This is a genomic window from Ignavibacteriota bacterium, from assembly GCA_016713565.1.
Classification (GTDB): domain Bacteria; phylum Bacteroidota; class Ignavibacteria; order Ignavibacteriales; family Melioribacteraceae.
The window spans coordinates 596,910-615,026 of the sequence record JADJOX010000007.1; the positions used below are offsets into that span (position 1 = coordinate 596,910).

Annotated in this window: 24 protein-coding genes; 16 read left to right on the forward strand and 8 right to left on the reverse strand. The window is 29.5% G+C overall.

The genetic code is table 11. The features are described 5' to 3' along the window. Nucleotide 1 precedes the first annotated feature (1 nt). The 14 genes from IPK06_09810 (at nucleotide 2) to IPK06_09875 (ending at nucleotide 7,893) form a co-directional block, all read left to right on the forward strand. The gene (locus IPK06_09810; protein MBK7980270.1) at nucleotides 2-412 is read left to right on the forward strand and encodes a prepilin-type N-terminal cleavage/methylation domain-containing protein; all 411 of its coding nucleotides are present in this window, start codon (nucleotides 2-4) and stop codon (nucleotides 410-412) included. Nucleotides 413-414: 2 nt separating this feature from the next. After that, a complete protein-coding gene (locus tag IPK06_09815; GenBank protein ID MBK7980271.1) occupies nucleotides 415-675 on the forward strand; it encodes a hypothetical protein in 261 nt (86 codons plus the stop codon). A 138-nt stretch (nucleotides 676-813) separates the two neighbouring features. Then, the gene (locus tag IPK06_09820; GenBank protein ID MBK7980272.1) at nucleotides 814-981 is read left to right on the forward strand and encodes a hypothetical protein; all 168 of its coding nucleotides are present in this window, start codon (nucleotides 814-816) and stop codon (nucleotides 979-981) included. Beyond that, a complete protein-coding gene (locus IPK06_09825; protein ID MBK7980273.1) occupies nucleotides 971-1,474 on the forward strand; it encodes a prepilin peptidase in 504 nt (167 codons plus the stop codon). The genes IPK06_09820 and IPK06_09825 overlap by 11 nt, the downstream gene beginning before the upstream one ends. Nucleotides 1,475-1,550: 76 nt before the next feature. Next, the gene (locus IPK06_09830) at nucleotides 1,551-2,957 is read left to right on the forward strand and encodes a type II/IV secretion system protein (protein ID MBK7980274.1); all 1,407 of its coding nucleotides are present in this window, start codon (nucleotides 1,551-1,553) and stop codon (nucleotides 2,955-2,957) included. 28 nt (nucleotides 2,958-2,985) lie between these two features. Next, entirely contained in the window at nucleotides 2,986-3,360 is a 375-nt protein-coding gene (locus tag IPK06_09835; GenBank protein ID MBK7980275.1) for a hypothetical protein, read from the forward strand. Beyond that, on the forward strand, nucleotides 3,345-3,860 hold the full coding sequence (locus tag IPK06_09840) for a hypothetical protein (protein ID MBK7980276.1): 516 nt from the start codon (nucleotides 3,345-3,347) through the stop codon (nucleotides 3,858-3,860). Before IPK06_09835 ends, IPK06_09840 begins: the two co-directional genes overlap by 16 nt. 20 nt (nucleotides 3,861-3,880) lie before the next feature. Continuing rightward, on the forward strand, nucleotides 3,881-4,501 hold the full coding sequence (locus tag IPK06_09845; protein MBK7980277.1) for a hypothetical protein: 621 nt from the start codon (nucleotides 3,881-3,883) through the stop codon (nucleotides 4,499-4,501). Then, complete coding sequence (locus tag IPK06_09850; GenBank protein ID MBK7980278.1) at nucleotides 4,435-4,857, forward strand: type II and III secretion system protein; 423 nt, start codon at nucleotides 4,435-4,437, stop codon at nucleotides 4,855-4,857. Before IPK06_09845 ends, IPK06_09850 begins: the two co-directional genes overlap by 67 nt. 20 nt (nucleotides 4,858-4,877) lie before the next feature. After that, on the forward strand, nucleotides 4,878-5,900 hold the full coding sequence (locus tag IPK06_09855) for a hypothetical protein (protein ID MBK7980279.1): 1,023 nt from the start codon (nucleotides 4,878-4,880) through the stop codon (nucleotides 5,898-5,900). An 8-nt stretch (nucleotides 5,901-5,908) separates the two neighbouring features. Further along, nucleotides 5,909-6,391, forward strand: a complete 483-nt coding sequence (locus tag IPK06_09860; protein MBK7980280.1) for a PilN domain-containing protein — start codon at nucleotides 5,909-5,911, stop codon at nucleotides 6,389-6,391. Further along, a complete protein-coding gene (gene pilO / locus IPK06_09865; GenBank protein ID MBK7980281.1) occupies nucleotides 6,381-6,911 on the forward strand; it encodes a type 4a pilus biogenesis protein PilO in 531 nt (176 codons plus the stop codon). Before IPK06_09860 ends, pilO begins: the two co-directional genes overlap by 11 nt. A gap of 301 nt (nucleotides 6,912-7,212) precedes the next feature. Beyond that, entirely contained in the window at nucleotides 7,213-7,452 is a 240-nt protein-coding gene (locus IPK06_09870) for a hypothetical protein (protein MBK7980282.1), read from the forward strand. Nucleotides 7,453-7,599: 147 nt separating this feature from the next. After that, nucleotides 7,600-7,893, forward strand: coding sequence for a helix-turn-helix transcriptional regulator (locus tag IPK06_09875; protein MBK7980283.1), 294 nt, complete (start codon nucleotides 7,600-7,602; stop codon nucleotides 7,891-7,893). Between the two features lie 86 nt (nucleotides 7,894-7,979). On the opposite strand, the gene IPK06_09880 is transcribed toward IPK06_09875, so the two are convergent. The 5 genes from IPK06_09880 to IPK06_09900 form a co-directional block, all read right to left on the reverse strand. Continuing rightward, complete coding sequence (locus IPK06_09880; GenBank protein MBK7980284.1) at nucleotides 7,980-8,411, reverse strand: hypothetical protein; 432 nt, start codon at nucleotides 8,409-8,411, stop codon at nucleotides 7,980-7,982. Beyond that, nucleotides 8,412-9,578: an RHS repeat-associated core domain-containing protein gene (locus tag IPK06_09885; protein MBK7980285.1), complete on the reverse strand. Its 1,167-nt coding sequence runs from the start codon at nucleotides 9,576-9,578 to the stop codon at nucleotides 8,412-8,414. A 320-nt stretch (nucleotides 9,579-9,898) separates the two neighbouring features. Then, a complete protein-coding gene (locus IPK06_09890; GenBank protein ID MBK7980286.1) occupies nucleotides 9,899-10,504 on the reverse strand; it encodes a hypothetical protein in 606 nt (201 codons plus the stop codon). A gap of 225 nt (nucleotides 10,505-10,729) precedes the next feature. Continuing rightward, complete coding sequence (locus IPK06_09895) at nucleotides 10,730-11,653, reverse strand: hypothetical protein (protein MBK7980287.1); 924 nt, start codon at nucleotides 11,651-11,653, stop codon at nucleotides 10,730-10,732. A 512-nt stretch (nucleotides 11,654-12,165) separates the two neighbouring features. Next, a complete protein-coding gene (locus tag IPK06_09900; GenBank protein ID MBK7980288.1) occupies nucleotides 12,166-12,873 on the reverse strand; it encodes a hypothetical protein in 708 nt (235 codons plus the stop codon). A gap of 248 nt (nucleotides 12,874-13,121) precedes the next feature. On the opposite strand from IPK06_09900, the gene IPK06_09905 reads away from it, so the two are divergent. Next, entirely contained in the window at nucleotides 13,122-13,280 is a 159-nt protein-coding gene (locus tag IPK06_09905) for a hypothetical protein (protein MBK7980289.1), read from the forward strand. A gap of 151 nt (nucleotides 13,281-13,431) precedes the next feature. Beyond that, the gene (locus IPK06_09910) at nucleotides 13,432-14,325 is read left to right on the forward strand and encodes a T9SS type A sorting domain-containing protein (protein ID MBK7980290.1); all 894 of its coding nucleotides are present in this window, start codon (nucleotides 13,432-13,434) and stop codon (nucleotides 14,323-14,325) included. Between the two features lie 56 nt (nucleotides 14,326-14,381). Here the strand turns inward: IPK06_09910 and IPK06_09915 are convergent, their stop codons facing one another. The 3 genes from IPK06_09915 to IPK06_09925 all read right to left on the reverse strand — a co-directional run bounded on the left by IPK06_09915 (nucleotide 14,382) and on the right by IPK06_09925 (nucleotide 18,113). Further along, entirely contained in the window at nucleotides 14,382-16,262 is a 1,881-nt protein-coding gene (locus IPK06_09915) for an ABC-F family ATP-binding cassette domain-containing protein (protein ID MBK7980291.1), read from the reverse strand. A 101-nt stretch (nucleotides 16,263-16,363) separates the two neighbouring features. Next, entirely contained in the window at nucleotides 16,364-17,080 is a 717-nt protein-coding gene (gene mtgA, locus IPK06_09920) for a monofunctional biosynthetic peptidoglycan transglycosylase (GenBank protein ID MBK7980292.1), read from the reverse strand. Between the two features lie 67 nt (nucleotides 17,081-17,147). Further along, nucleotides 17,148-18,113, reverse strand: coding sequence for an FAD binding domain-containing protein (locus IPK06_09925; GenBank protein MBK7980293.1), 966 nt, complete (start codon nucleotides 18,111-18,113; stop codon nucleotides 17,148-17,150). Nucleotides 18,114-18,117: the final 4 nt, after the last annotated feature.

An 18,117-nucleotide genomic window follows, 5' to 3' on the forward strand; every position in this document is an offset into this window, starting at 1 on the left:
TATGTTCAAAAATATTTATAAAAAACAAGATGGCTTTTCATTAACTGAATTGATGGTTGTTTTAGTAATAATTGGTGTTCTTGTACTTCTAGCTCTGCCACGTCTCATGCCAGTTGTTAATAAAGCAAAAGCTACAGAGGCAAAACTTAGTCTTAAACAAGTTTATATGCTTGAGAAAGCATATAAATTCGAATACGATAAATATTCAAATGATCTTAGTCAAATAGGTTTTGAACAAGAAAAATTGATTACAGAAAATGGAACAGCTCGATATATTGTTGAGATTAAAAATGCTGAAATTGGTTCTTTTTTAGCTACGGCTACTTCAGTAGTTGATTTTGATGGAGACGGCGGATATAATGTTTGGGAAGTAAAGGAGGATGGTATTATTATGGAAACAACCCCGGATTAAATATGAAAAAAATATTTGTAATAATAATTAGCTTACTTTTTATGATATTGCTTCAATACTGCAGTATCTTTTCTTCTTATAACATTGAATCACCTGATATTAAATTAACAGCACGGATTGATAGTGTGAATATTGCAGTCCTTCCATTTTCAAAACAAGGTCCTTTTCTACCATCTTTTTCGGGAAGTTTATTCTCTGAAAAATTATCAGATGAACTTTTTTTAGATAAAGATTATTTCATTGTTGATAAATCAAAAAATTAAAGAAGCATTTCATGAACTAGAAATAAAAATCCAACAAATCTTACTTTTTCAGAAATAAATAAACTTAGTTCACTATTAAATGCAAAATATATTATTACTGGAAGAATCCAACAATATTCAAATACTGAACTAATTGGAATGGAAACAGAGTACAAAATTAATGTAGCCTGCAGAATAATATCTTCAGAAACCGGAGATGTGGTTGGTCTCATAAATATTCTAGGTAAATCAAAAAAAGTAAATGTAATTGATGTCCTAGATTCAATAGCAAAAAAAATAGTTAAAGGATTAAATGATGGCTGTTGAGTTGATTATTTTTATTTCGGGATTGGCTTTTGGAAGTTTTGGAAATAATGTTATTTCATATTTTATTAATAATCAGAAATTTGATTTCGGAAGATCGTATTGTTTTTGTGGTGAAAAAAAATTGAAACTATTTGAAATTATTCCAGTAGCAAGTTTTTTATACCAAAGAGGTAAATGCAATAAATGTGATAAGAAGATTTCAACAAGATACTTTATTGTTGAGTTATTTACCGGATTATTAGCAGTAATACTTTACTTAAAATTCGGATTAACTTTTTTATTTATTACTAATTTTTTTGTTTTCTTTATTATGTTCCTTATTGCAGTCATTGATTTAATAAAATTTATAATTCCAAATTTACTTTTAGGAATTCTACTATTCATAACCATTATAAATCTTATTTATTTACAAGATGAGATTGTATTAAAAATGATTTTATCCACTGGTGTAGTAAAAGGTATGAACAAAAAATTCCATTTGGAACCTTTATAAGCCTAGGATATTTTTTATTAATGCTAATAGATGACAGCTTAATCAATATTTACAAACAATATTTTATGAGTATTTAATGCCGGAATCAATAACAATTACCGAAGATTTAAGTTCTATATTATCTCAAAAATTTGCTTTTGAGAATTGTGTTTTGCCGTTAAAAATAGAGGCCAATAAACTTCATTTGGCAGTACCAAGTAAATTTAATATTAAATTAATAAATGATGTTTCCTTTGAAACCGGTTATGAAATAAAAGCAATTGAATATCCTACTGAAAGTATCTTGAGCAAATTAAAAATATTATACCCGAACAAAAATGGTAATGGGAATGAAATTGTAACTGAAACTCTTGACTCAGAACACTCAAATGTTGAGTATGTAAACCAAGCTATTTCTAATGCAATTAGCCTTAAAGCAAGCGATATTCATTTTGAATCATTAGAAAAACTTTTTAGAATAAGGTATCGTATTGATGGACAACTAAGAGAGGTTTCCAGTTTACCAAATAATAGAAGCTTACCAATTGCAAGTAGATTAAAGATTATGGCTAACCTTGATATTTCTGAAAAAAGAAGGCCTCAAGACGGCAGGATTAAATTTAATTTTAAAGGAACCATTATTGATATAAGAGTTTCTTCGATTCCGACAAGTTTTGGTGAGAAAATTGTTTTAAGAATATTGGATAAATCGCAACTTAATTTAGATTTGAGAACACTTGGTTTGTCAGATCATCAATATAATATTTTAACAAACACCATCGTTGCTCCTTATGGAATGGTTCTAGTTACCGGACCAACCGGTAGCGGTAAAACAACTACTTTATATGCAGCATTGAAACATATCCATACTTCAGAAAAAAATATAATTACCATAGAAGATCCAATAGAATATAATATTGACGGCATAAATCAATGTAATGTAAAACATGACATTGGATTTGATTTTGCTAACGCTCTCCGTTCATTTTTAAGACAAGATCCAAATGTAATTATGGTTGGTGAGATAAGAGATAAAGAAACTGCTGAAATCGCTATTCGTGCTTCACTTACCGGGCATCTCGTATTCAGTACATTACATACCAATGATTCATTATCAGCAATTACAAGGTTGATTGATATGGGTGTTGAACCATTCTTAGTCTCAGCTTCAGTTAAATTGATAGTTGCTCAAAGACTGGTAAGGAAACTTTGCAGATGTAAAGAGATAAAAAAAAGTGATGCAAATAATTTTGAAGACGTTGTTGTTCCATCAATTGACGGTTGTGAAAAATGTAATTATGTCGGTTATAAAGGTAGAACTGCGATATATGAATTGTTGGAAATAAATGATGACTTAAGAGAATTAATTACCGAAAGAGCATCTTCTAAAAAAGTTAAAGAAATAGCTTTAAAAAATGGATTGATAACACTAAGACAATCCGGAATGGAAAAAATTAAAAACGGAATTACATCTTATGAAGAAGTCTTACGTGAAACAACATAAACACTTAGTTATATTCATAATTCTATTTTTGTATTCTTCAATCAATGCGAATGAAACGGATTCCTTAAAGATTCCGCCGAATAGTTATTCTATAATACCGGCATTAAATTTTAAAGATACAGATATAAGAGATATTTTTCGCGGGATTGCCTTAGAATATGAAACTAACATTATGCTGGATAATCAAATCAACAAAAGAGCCTCTGTTGCATTATTTAAAATTTGTGTGTTTGATGCAGTTAAAATAATAGCTGAAGATAATGATTTAGAATTTGCATTTGACGAGAACAGATTTTTTGTTAAGACAAAAGTAATTATTCCACCAAAACCACCGGAACCTCTAAACTTCCTGAACCAATTGTTATATATGATGAAATTAATGAAGAGATGGATGTTATTCTAAAAGAAGCAGAAATTAGTAAATTTATTGAAAAATTAAGAGAAGCAACCGGAAGGAATTTTTTAATTTCAAATGGAACTTCAGGCAAAATTAGTGGTGAGTTAAACAAAGTAAAATTTAAAATCGGACTTAAAAATTTATTGCAAAACAACGGGTTTTATATTTCTGAAAAGGATTCAATATTTTATATAACAAGGTCATCCTATTTTTCCAGTCTAGATCCAAATTTGAATAATCGAAATTCACCTTATTGGGTTAGTGCCGTAAATAAAAAAATCACACTTGATGTAAGCAATGCCAGTTTGGATAAAATACTTGATGATATTACTTATCAATTAAATTTGCAGATGATAAAATTGATTAAGCCGGAAGCGAACGTTACAATTAAATGTAGAGAAGTTCCTATTGAGTCTGCAATGTACTATTTATTTAAAGGAACGGAATTTACTTTTAAGTTGGAAAATGGAACTTATATAATTGGAAAAAAGATGTTAAAAATCTAGATAATGTTAAGCTGGTAAAATTGGAACATATTAGAGCTGATGAACTAATTAAAAATCTTCCTAAAAACTTATTCCCAACTGTAACAGTAAGTCTTTCAATTGAACACAACGGTTTAGTGCTGATGGGCAATAATGATGACATTTATTCAATGATGGATTATATAAAATCAATTGATCAACCAGTTCCTCAAGTAATGATTGAAGCTTTGGTAGTGGATTATAATCTAGACGATTTGTTTGAACTTGGAGTTACATTAGGGCGTGGAGATTCTACAAAACTAATGCAGCAGGATTCTTGGTTTCCCGGAATAAATGCTACTGCCGGTGGGAATAGAATAAATAAATTTTTAACTGATGTTGCAAGTTTGAAAATATTCGGACTGGACCTTGATATAGGTAAATTGGGAAAATTACCAGGAGATTTCTTTGCAAATATAAAAATGCTGGAAGAAAATGGTATTGCAAATATAAAATCAAGACCATTACTTTCAACACTTAATGGTCATACAGCATCTCTCAAAATTGGAACGACTCAAAATTATATTTTCAATGAAATAATGCCGGTCACGAATCAATTAAGCTCAACATTTTTGGAAAGGAATCATTACAAAAAATTGAAGCTTTTATTTCATTTGAAATAACACCTTGGGTTGGTCCGGATAACCAATTAACTGTAGAAATTAAACCGGATTTTCAAACTCCTTCCGGTGAATTTTCTCCGGATAAAAACAAAATTCCTTCGATTAATACGAGAACCTTGGAATCAACTGTTAGATTAAAGGACGGAGAAACAATTGTTTTAGGAGGTTTAATACAGGAAACCGAAAATACAACTATCAGCAAAGTTCCCCTACTTGGAGATATTCCAATACTAGGTGAATTATTTACAACCAGAAGTAAACAAACCGGGAAATCAGAATTAATGATATATCTAACACCGCATATATTTTATGCCGATGAATTTGGTGTGGAATATGTTAACTATGGCATGAATTAATAAACTCACAAAGTTGACTTATGCCTAATAATGTTTTTACAAAATATATAAAAAATCTAAGCTTCTTCAGAATTTCCGGAATTAGAAAATTTATAGTACTGGATATACATAAAGATGTTGCAGAACTATATTATGTGCAAATAAAAGAACCGCTTTACCGAATTAATAAATCGAAGTTGATTGAATCTATTAACTTATTATTTTCTGAAAATATTTATTTCGGAAATGATTTATCTCTTGTAACCGAACATCTGAAGCAATTTGTTAAAAAATATGAACTATATGAAACTTATATAATCATTGGAATAAATGATTTTCGATTTAAAACAATTAAATTACCTAAAGATGCTGAGGATAATGAATTATGGTTTGAAGAAAATACTGATAAGTTTTTACCTGAAGGAAGAGTAAGTGATGACTTTATTTTTTCTTATGAAAAATATTTTGAAGATGAAGATAATGATTATTATTACTTAGTCATTGCCAGAAGAAATTATATAGAATCGTTAACAAAGGTTTGCCAGGTTACTGGAATAACAATTATTAAAATTTCCCCTATCCCTCTTCAACTTCACTTAATTGAAATTATTAAAGATAAATATAAGTTATTTCTAAGTTTTCGAGAGGAGAAAATTATTTATACTTTTTCTGACAATAAACATAATTTAATATTTGGTGAAACTTTTTTATCAAATATTAATTCAGTCATTAAAGGAATTGAACTTAAAAATAATTCAATATCAAATGGATTAACAGAAATAAAACAGAATTTATCATCATTTATAAATGAATACGAAAGCGAGCTGAATATTTTTACTGTCTCTAATAATAAAGATAATGATAATTATAAATCAATTGTGAAATCAGTATTTTTTACTGAAAATGTAAATCCAGATATATTAAATATTGAAAAATTAAAGCTTGCAATTGCACTAAATAATACTTTTACAGGAAAGGATGATTCTATCAATCTACTACCTCCGGATATTTCTTCCAATAACTATGAATTATTAGAAAAGAAGACCAGTTTAAGAATTGTCTAACTTTCGGTGTGGCTCTAATTATTCTTCTACTTTCAATTTATTTGGGAGAGAATATTATAAACAAAGTAATAGAAAACAATGAAAATGACTTAGTGGAAGTAGAGTCGAAAACAAAGATGCTTGAAAATTATAAAAATGAGAATGCAAAATTAATCAGTAACCTCTCAATGCTTAATAAGTTAAAAAGTAAAAGAGTGGTTTTTTCAAAGATATTAAACTCGTTAAATGATGGAATAAACGATAAAAGTTGCCTTACAAATCTAACTATAAATGAAATTGAAAAAGGATTGGATATAAAGATAGAAGGTATAGCTTATTCACAAACTGATGTTGCTGAAATTATAAAAAAAATGGAAGAAATAAAAAACTTTACAAATGTATCTCTTGAATATGCAAACTCAAAAGATAGAACTAATTATAAAAATAATGTTAGGCTTCCAAATAATAATATGGTTGATTTTTCATTTTCGTCTAAGTACAATGAAAATTAGAAATAAAAAATGGAAAAATATTAATATCAGTATTATTGGTTTTACTGTTTTTGTAATTGTAATTGAATTTATGCCTAGATTTTTGAATTTAGGCTCACAAACTTTTAACGTGATAAGTGATAAGATTAAACTTAAAGAGACAAGTAGTATTGATAACAACATAAAGGAGCAATCCTTAATAAATAAAAATCTTGTAAGCCAGTTAAAACAAATTGTTTCTAATTACGAAGACGATAAAAATATTTCAACTGTAATGCAGTATCTCAATAATATTGCAAATAAATCCAATATTAAAATATCATCAATAAAAGCTCTTAAATTAAAACAAGAAGATAAGTTATGGCTGCAGCCTGTTGAAATTGAAATTACTTCTAATTATGAACAGCTTTATAATTTCACCAGATTTTTAGAATATTCATCAAAAGTAATTTTAGTAAATAAATTAACAAGTATCCCTAAAACAGCAACAAAAGAAACGTTGAACACAAAATTATTATTAGACGTTTACCTAAACTTATGAAATTCACCAAAGCAAAAGATCCAGTTTTCTTGTTATTACTTGTTGTTGTTCTTGTAATTTGGTCTTTAATATTTTAAAGTGATAAATCATTTTAGTAATGATGAAGAGCAACCTGTTGAAATCGTTGAAGATACTGCATTGCTATCTTTAAATAAAAAAACCTCTAATATTAATTCAAATGATAAAATTACATATGAAAAATTAGAGAGAGACCCATTTGTTTTAAAACCCAATTCAAGTTGTAAAAGTAGAAAGAAAGTTACCTCCAAAACCGGTTGAACCAAAAGAAACTCTTAATTTTATGGTTAATGGAGTTCTAATTAACAATAACAGTAAAACTTTGGTAATTGTTGATCAAACGGATAATCAAACAGTATTTCTTAAAGAAGGAATGGATTACAAGTCAATAAAAATTTTGAATATTACTCCTTCAGATATAAAAATCAAAGAGAATAATGAAATAAAAACTATATCAGTTAATAATTCTTCACAAACAAATAACCAAAACACTTTTCAAAATGATAATGTTCCAATGCCTTAGATTTAATCAAACATAAGCTTTCTAAAGTCTCTCTCTTAATTGATAGGCAAAACTGAAGTTAAGTTGGATAAATCCATTATTTTTTCAGCTGTCGAGATTCCTTCCTTTTTTACCCATTTCCCAGAAGTCGAGAACCATTTCTCGACTTTGAATCTTAAACTTTCTCAAGCTGATGTTGGGAAGCTTTCCGGCATTAATGGTGATATTATTGGTAAGTACGAACGTGATGAGATGAAGCCAAGTATTGATACTGCTAGGAAGTTAGCTGATGCCTTAAGGGTGTCTCTGGATTATTTGGTTTCTGATGGTGAGTTAAAAATTTTAGATAAAAAAACTCTTAAAAGATTAGAAGATATTGACAAGCTGCCAGATGAAGACAAAAATAATATTTTCTACACTCTTGATAACCTTATTAAAGCCGCCAAACTTAAAGCTATTTAATTCTTCTAAATAAAAACCATTATAAAAACAAAACCCCTGCCTTTAATAAAAAAGTAGGGGTAAATTCTCGCTGCTTATGTTACTTACTATTTCAGTATTTCAACTTTTCTAAAAGTACTCTTTAATAATTCAATTATTAGTTCATCTTTGGAAAATACCGTCCAATAACTAGAGTCAATTGCTTCAATAACAACATCAAATTTTTCTTCTAAATCTTTTATTTCAATTAATTCATTATTGAAATTTCCTTTGAATGCAATAAATTTTCCATCGATAACTTGATTAAATTTACTAGACAAATTTAACATATCAATAAAATTAATCTTAAAAAGTTCATTCTTAGCGTTAACTTCATTTTCAAATTCTAATACATTCAAATTACTATTATTCTTAGAGGTTAAATAAATATCTAAAATTGCCCAATTATAATTACTCCCAACATCTTTAATGCAGTTAAGTATATCAACTAAATCAAAAGTAAGTAATTCACCCCCATCTGTAATTTTTATCTTTTTCATTTAATTATCCTTTTTGAGTGGTTCCCATTTTCCACGTACAGGATTTTGGGGATCGCTGTTATTATACTTATGTTCATGTGGTCCATGTCTTTTATCGAATGGAGATACTTCACTTTCAAGTTGTCCTTCTTTATTAAAAGTATGTCCTTGTTTTTCTCCATTCCTTGTACTTAACGTTGAATGAGGTCCTTGTGCTTCAGGATCTGCTTGAGGTCTTCCTTGTTCATTCCTACTAGCTGGTTGATCATAACCACCACCATTATTACCTTCCATCATATTATTAAGAGCAACTGCACCTACACCAATCGCATCAGCAATTACGGCTACTCCTGCTGCCGTGGTTGCAATTCCTGCTGGAGCTAATACTAATTCACCTGGCCCAGTAGCAGCCCCTCCAATTGTAAGTGCACCTCCACCACCAACCATTGTTCCACCAGTAAGAAATTCAGCACCGCTTTGGACAAGAGATAATACATTTCCTATTTGTTCACCAATCCTACCATGACTTGAATTTTCATAATTGGCATTTGCTCTGGCTTTAGTCAATCCCATTGTATTATTATCTGAAAGAGAATTGCTGACTCCTGAAACAATATCCCAGAAACCTCTTCCATCGGGATCGACTCCTCTTATTGGATTATTTAAACAGTAATGATAAGGACTCCATCCCGGGTATTTATCCGCTAGCGGATCAACACTTAACCATCTGCCAATTTTGCTATCATATTGTCTTGCTCCAAAGTAATCTAATCCGGTTTCTGTGTCCCTTTCCTTTCCCGTAAATTTATATTCTTCAGTAGATCCAGTACTACTGCTTCTTCCATTCAATATCATTCCAAATGGATAGTAATCATCATAACCGGCTACAGTTCCATCTTCGAATAAACGCATTTTTATAGAACCCAAATGATCTTTTAAGAAATAATATTTTTCATCAGTTGATGATGAGATAGATTCTGTTATTCCCAACAAATCATTACCCCATAAATTATGCTTAATTAAATCTTGGCTATCTTGTATTCTTGCCTCTGTTTTTCCATTTGCGCCGTACGCATAATTCCATACAGTATTGCCACTTTCAATTTTGCTTACTCTATTTCCATTAGCATCGTAAATATACTCAAATACATTATTATTCTTATATATTCTTACTGGTAAATTTTGCAAATCATAAAGTATCAAACCTATACCTTGTTGAGTATCCTTTATCATATTACCCATGTCATCATATTCGTAGTTATTCTCTACTTGCATGTCAATATCAGTAGAACTATAAGAACTATTTCCTATATCATAAATATATTTTAGTTTATTACCGCCAGAGAAGTAATTAAATGTTTGTATATCAAATAATTGACTGTCCTTATTATATCTGTTGATTGCGGTTATGTCACCGTTATTATCATAATTTATATTTGTTACATCAAATCTGTTCGTTGATATCCAACTTCCACTATTATACCCAAAATCCGACTTTTTCAAACGATTTACATTATCATAAGTATATGTATTTCAACTAAACTTCCACCAGTGGTCACACCATACATTTTGTACATCAACCAACTAATATTTCCATTCCACTGAGCAGTTGCATTTTGTGCGCTAGCTATATTGCCCGATACATTATTATATCCAATTACCATTCCATATTTATCCAAAGGTAAACCATTTGTTCCATCTCCCCCCGGATCATCTGTGGAAGTAAGATTCTGATGATTTATCTGAGCTATCCATCCTCGTTCATTGTATTGATAATCTACTCCTTGTACTTTATCACCTTCTGGACCTAATTCTAAGCGTTTAACTGTACCATCAGCAAAATATTCATATTCAGCGACTTTTTCTTTATCAATTCCACTGGAATTATCCGCTGTATAAACATTTAATAATCTACCAATATCATCATATTCAAAAAATTTATAATAATTATAAATACTTTGATCTCCAAGAAAATCAATTTGGGTTATTCTTTTCTGCAAATCATATTTGTATTTTATTGTGTTATATTTACCGTCAACCCATTTGTTAATTATCCATTCTATTTCTCCCAAATCATTGTAAGAATAGTATGTAGTAAAAGCTAAACTATTCATATGGTAAGAGTAGCTATATGATAATTTTCCATATACATTTCTTTGGATTACAGCAATTACATCCGTAGTTTCTTCATCATAAATATACTTTTTATTAAGGTGCTGCCCACTAGTTGGAAAATCTCTATTGTTTGCATTTGTTTGTGTAAAGCATCACTGTTACTATAATAATAATAGTGTTCACCATTTTCTACTATTCTGTTCAATTCATCATATTTATTGTATTCAAATTCCATATATATATCTTGTATCCACATCGTAGAAAAATGTAATTGGTCCACTACCAGCTGTAATTGTTTCCCACTTATAGCTGCCTTTAGGAAGTCTTATGTATTTGGTGACATCCGTATTTCCATTTGATTCTGCTTTTACTTCTAAGAATTGGTACAAACCATCACTATTTTTTATTTTCACAGTTGTAGTAGCATAAAATCCTGTACTTGTAGCTAAAGCTCTAACTTTTAACATAGTCGGAGTTACTAGCGAAAATGTACCGGTTACAGTTGTTGGACTATACATATAGCTCGAAGATCTATATGTATTATTTGATGTTGTAATTTGATCCGCATGTCTTTTAAATCTTATATTTCCATTCTTATCATATAAGTATCTAGTTGTTCCAGCATCTGGTGAAGTTTGTTCTATAAGTTGTTTGATAGGATTATATTTATAATTTATTATTAAACTTGACGGATCCTTTTTCTCTATTTGATTTCCTAAAATATCATATTTAAATTGTGTTTTTAAATTCAATCCTGTTGGATTTTCAACTGTCAAAATCAAATTATTGAACTTATCAGTGTAATTCCAATTAATGATCCCATTTTCATTCGTTAGGATATTTTTATAAAGTGAATTTTGTGTATAATAGGTACCCGTAGCATATTGAATATAATTGGACTCATTGCCTGCATAGTCATGTGAAATCTTATGACTTGCCCAACTTGTTCCTTCAGGAGTTTCTTCATCAGTTCTATGTAATGGATCATCAAAATATTTCATTTCATAATATGGTCTGCCGTTCGTTGCACAATAATTATCATAAGCCCCTAGACCACCGGTATAATAATTATTTGAATTGGTTAAATAATTCGGATCGTAATTATAATTTGTTCCGCTTAATAAATATGGTTTATAATTTTTTACCACATTCCCGAAAATATCGTATTCTATATTTTTTGAAACTATAACGTTATTATCTAATGCTAATTTTTCCTGAATTGGTCTGTTTAGTCCATCTAGAAAGTTTATATTTTGAGTGTAATAATAATCATCATTGTATAAATAACTGGTTATTTTATTAGGATATGTAGGATTAAAATTTGTATAAGTATCTCTACTCAGAAAATAGTCTCGTGCTGCAACAAGTTTTTTAATACCGTAATATAAATATGAAACATTATCAATTCTGCCATTATCGTCGTATCCATAATATGTTGAATTATTATTTTCATCATTTACCTCTGTTATATTGCCGGTGATTGGATCATAAGCAAAACTCTGAGCAATAGCTCCTATTGGATAAACTCTAAAATTATCAAATGAGGATTGAGTTTTGTAAGAATATAATGAAACATATCCAGTAGCAATTGTTGTGCTAGCTGTTTCATTTATAAACTCTGTCCCATCAATAAAAACTTTTATATTATTTCCCTCAACACTTACAGAAATCTTTCTTTTTTATTTGGGAGAAGGTAAGTATTAACATATGCTAAATTGACTCCATTTTGATACAACGCCAAATAACCATTATCTCTATAATAAACTAGATATCCTCCAGTTGTATAAGCAGTTGAAGTTGTACCAAAAAGAATCCCGACCCAATAAGTTGTCAAGCCTCCATTATTATTTATCTTAGCTTGAACATCTGCTTTAAATGATTGGAATTGGTAATTTTGTATTCTAGCATAACTAATGCTATTCAATGGAGATTGTAATTCACCATCACTTACACTCCAACCTGAAGATGTTGTCCAAGTAAAAGGATCAGAATCACTAAAAGAATTATCATTGAAATTATCAGCAACAATATTTCCTGTGCCTGTATTGGTGGCTTTAAGTATTAAATTTGATTTTCCGTCAGCATATAGATACTTTGATATAACTCCGTTGGCATCCGTCTCAGAGAGAATATTTCCAACGTTGTCATATGCATTATAAGTATTTAGAGTAAAACTTTCAGAGGCACTTGGATCCTCATCTGCTGTTTGATCATTTGTTGTTCCATCACCTTTCCAAACATCTTCTTCTCTTGGTCTCCAATTGCCATCAGTGTTGCTCCAAATTGACCAATTTTTTGCTTCAACATCATTTGTTCCTATTTTTATTGTTGTAGAATATATGGGTGAGAGAATGTTTGAAGTTTTCATGCTTGCATTTTCTTGATAAGCATACCCAATTTCCGTGTTTGTCCCACTACAACTAAAGCTTTAATTTAACAAAATTGAGGCTTTTTTATTTTAGCTAAATAAATTTAGCCATTAACAACATTTTTTCCATCGTTATAAATAATATTATTTTTTGTTTTAAAATTTTCAATAATTATATCTGAAAATTATTTATTTTTATAAAATTATTAAAAATCTCCAAGTCATTTCATTTTACTTTCGGGGGTATTGTGGATCGGCTTTCTGAAGAATTAAATACGATTAAAACCAACAATTGGAAATATTTCCTAATTTTACTTTTCTTCATTGTTGTTTATTCCGCTTTCATAATTTATAATGCTCATATTGCGTATCATTTATTTTTTATTTTCGGCGCGGATTTTGGATGAAATTGATCTGTAAATATTAGACATTGTATTATTTGCTTCATCTATCTTAATTATTTTGTCTCGACATTAACGGAATAGAAATCGATTCTTCTTACATATAAATTGTTTAAGAATTTGTAAATTTAGTCTTCGACTTTTTAAGGAAAAAAATATGAAAAAAACTTACATTTTATTTTCAATTTTCATTTTCACTTTTTTAGCAAATTCAAATATTTATTCACAATTATTGAATGCAAGTTTTGAAGATTGGAATGACTTAGGTCCGAATTTTTGGACAACTTCAAATGTTCCCGGATATTTTGTCGGCATAACAAAATCTTCTGATGCGCACAGCGGTTCATCATCCGCAAAAATTGAATTAATTAGTTATTTAAATTTCCCATATCCTTCCAGCTTAACTTCAATTAATGATGATAATAGTTATGGTCATCCGGTTTCTGCAAAATATACTTCTTTAACAGGTTATTTAAAAAGTGATTTTAAATCATCCGGAATAATGGTGATAAGCGTTTATATGGCAGATGAAAATGACAATTATTTGGGCTTTGGCGGAATTAGTGTTAATAAAGATTATTCATCTTGGACAGAATTTAATATTCCAATTGAATACGCTTTAGATTCAACACCGAAAAATTGTTATGTTCAGTTTTTAATTTCAGATTCAGCAGATACTCCTGACGCAAATTCAATTGGATCTTATGTACTTGTCGATGATCTTTCTTTAGGTAATATTACTTCAGTTGAAACAAATGAAAAGATTTCGGACGATTTTTTATTGTATCAAAATTATCCAAATCCGTTTAATCCTAGTACGATTGTAAGTTTTTCAAATCCGGAAAAAAGCAAAATTAAAATCGAAATTTACAATGCTATTGGTCAGTTTATTAAAGTTCTTTCTAACAAGGAATATAATTCAGGTAAACATGAACTGATGTGGAACGCCGAAAATTTGCCGAGCGGAGTTTATTTTGTTAGAATTGAAGCAAAATCATCAGAATCTTCAAGAACTTTTTTAAATATTAAAAAAGCAATTTTAATGCGTTAAAAATTAATAAAACAGTTGAAGTACGGATCATAAATGATTCGTACTTCTAAAAAATTTTATTCCTTCCCTATTTTCTCTAATTCTTCCCATCTGTTATAAAGATTCTTAACTTTTTCTTTAGCAAAATTAAAATCATTATTTAATTCATTTGTTTTAGCGGCATACTTTTCATAAAAATCTTCAGATGAAAATATTTGTTCTATTTTATTTACTTCTTCTTCGGCTTTAATAATTTCTTCTTCTATTGATTCTAATTCTTTTTTCTCTTTCCAAGTTAATTTTCTCGGCTTAGGCTTTTCAATCGCCGTTTCTTTTTCATTTTTTTTAACAATTTTATTTTCTACTAAATTTCGCTGTGTTCTTTTTTCAATATAATAATCATAATTTCCTTCGCTAAAGTGAATTTTACCATCTTCTTCAAATGCCAGAATTCCGTTGCAGACCCTATTTAAAAAATATCTGTCGTGACTAACAACCACAACGCAGCCGTTAAAAGCTAACAGTGCTTCTTCAAGAATTCGTAAAGTCGGCAAATCCAAATCGTTTGTCGGTTCATCCAATATTAAAAAATTTCCGCCTCTTTGCAGAATTCGGGCAAGCGTTAATCGGCTTTTCTCACCTCCTGAAAGTCTTCCGACCAATGTATTAATTCTATCATCTGTAAATAAAAATCGTTTTAAATATGACCAAACAGTTATTTGCTGATCTCCAAATTTTATAAAATTATTTCCTTCACTTATGGCTTCAATAACGGAATCTTCATCATTTAGCAGTAGTCTAGACTGATCGATATAATTAATTTTTGTTTTCTCACCTAGTTGTATTTTGCCATTATCAGGCTGATTTTCACCTAGAATAATTTTTAATAATGATGTTTTGCCTACTCCGTTTTTACCAATAATACCTAATTTTCTATCCGGAGTGAAAATAAAATTTAGGTCATTAATCAGAAATTTATTATCAATAGAAAAACTGATATTATTTAATTCAAGAATTGTATTGCCTAATTTTTCGGGCGGGGGAATTATTAAATCTACATCTAATTCAACTTCCAAATTCTGCTGAGACGCAATTTCGTAATAAGCATCTAATCTGCTTTTAGCTTTTGTTCTTCTGGCTCTTGGTCCTCGTACAACCCAATCCAATTCTCTTCGTAAATAATTTTGACGTTTTCTTTCTTCAACTTCTTTTATTGCCTGCCTTTCCGCTTTGTTCAGCAAAAAGTCTGTATAATTTCCAATATGTGAAATAAATTCACCCTGACTTAATTCAACGATACGGTTTGCGATTCTATCAAGAAAATATCTATCATGAGTTACAAAAATACAAGTACCTTTATAATTGCTTAAGAAATTTTCAATCCATTCAATTGATTCCGTGTCCAAATGATTTGTCGGTTCATCCAAAATTAATAAATCCGGCTGCGCCACAATTGAACGGGCTAATGCAACTCTTCTTTTTTCTCCGCCCGATAATGTTTCTATGTTTCTGTTTCCATCTGGAACATTTAAAGATTGAAGAATTTTATTAATTTTAATTTCTAAATTCCATCCATCCAAATACTTAATTTTTTCTTCCAGTAAATTTTTCTTAGAAGAATCATAATGCAACGATTCATATTCTTTTATTAAGTTCAAAACATTTTCAGCGGCGGCTAAAACATTTTGGTACACATTTTTCGAATTATCTAAGGTAAATTCTTGGGTTAAAAATCCAACCACTAACTCTTTCTTTTTTGCCACATTTCCGGAATCAGGCTTTAATTGATCCGCAATAATTTTTAGAAATGTAGATTTCCCGGCTCCGTTGCGTCCAACTAATCCAATTCTATCGCCTTCATGAATACTAAGCGAAGCCTTGTTCAAAACTATTTGTTCACCGTAATGGACTTCAAGATCCATTGCGGTCAGTATTACCGGATTTATATTATTTTCCATCAACGATTTTAATAAAATTAGTTATCAAATATACTTAATTGTAAAAATTAAATTGACTAAAGATCAGTTTATTGTGATTTATGAAATGCTTTTTAAGTAATTTACTTTCTATTTTTAACTTCTTCGTTTGATTTATTCTCTAAAATTCCCTCGCCCAATTGGCGCATTTGTTTTTGAATCCAAAAAACTCTGCGCTGTCTGTAATTTGTCAATGAATTAACTTTGTACTTTTTGGGATTTGGTAAAACCGCCGCCAACATTGCCGCATTTTGATATGTTAATTTATTTGCGTCGCGATTAAAGAATTTTCTTGATGAAGCTTGAACTCCATAAACATTTTCGCCGAACTCAGCAATGTTTAAATAAACTTCTAAAATCCTTTTCTTGGACCAAAGTGTTTCCAAAAGTAAAGAAAAATAGACTTCCAAACCCTTCCTTACATAACTTTTATCAGACCATAAAAATAAATTTTTTGCGGTCTGCTGCGTAATTGTACTTGCTCCGCGAGTTATTTTACTTCTTTTATTTCTCTTAAGCGCTTTTTCAATTGATTCAAAATCAAAACCGTAATGATCAAAAAATTTCTGATCTTCTGCCGCGATCATGGCTAATTTAGCTGAATTTGATATTTCATTATAATTCACCCAATCATAATTTATTGAGTTAAAATTACCGTCAATTAAATTTGTAATTCTTTGCTGAAGCATAAATGACGAAGTTGGAATTGGAAGAAATCTAAATATTAAAACAACCAGAATTGTAAAAATGAAAAAAAACAATGTCAATGAAACAAATATTTTCCAGATTTTTTTTAGCATATCAATATTCAATTTTTATATCTGAAAAATAGTGTTTTCAAAAATCAAATTTCAAAAAAGTTCAAAATTAAATATCTAGCAATATTTTTTTTATCAAATTTTTTGCCAAAATAATTTTATATGAATTCATGTCCAAAGCTTCTGCTTTTGCAAATACTGAATTTGAAAGTTTATTTATATTTTCATCATCAATTTTAAAATTGATTAATTCTTTGTTTATTCCTTCTTCTTCCCAAGGAATTGGCGCAACACCGCCGAAAGTAATTTTACCGGACTTAATAATTTTATCTTTGATATCAAATATTCCTGCTATACTTAACAGTGCAAAATCCCAAGCGCCTCGTTCTTTAATTTTAATAAATTTAGAAATTTTATTCCCTGAATTTGGAATTATTATTTCGGTCAATATTTCACCGCTTTTCAATATATTTTCTTTTTGATCATCAACTACCGGTAAAATAAAAAAATCTTTTGCGGAAACTACTTTTTCATTTTTTCCGTCATTGATTTTAAATTTTGCGTTTAATGCCAACAGAGCAACCGCTGAATCTGATGGATGTACAATGTAGCAAGGTCCTCCCCCAATAATACAGTGATATTTATTATTTCCCATCACCGCAAAACATGTATCACCGCCTTTTCTTATGCAGTTATATTCGCCACGGAAGTAAAAACAACGTGGTCGCTGACAAATATTTCCGCCGATTGTAGCAGCATTTCTTAATTGAGGAGTCGCGATTTCTTTTACCGACAACTGTAATAATTCTGCATATTTTTTTACAGTTTCATTTTTTTCAATTTCACTAAGTTTTGTCAATGCTCCAATTTTAAGTCCAACATTTTCGTCATATTTAATATAATTTAATGACTCAATATTTTTAAGATTAACAAGTTGAGTGTAATTAAAAATATCATCTTTCATTAAACCTAATATATCCGTTCCGCCGGCGTATAGAATTGATTTACTGTTTTTTGATAAATAATTAGATGCTTTTTCAACTGATTGTGGCTGCAAATATTCAAAATCATTCATTTTG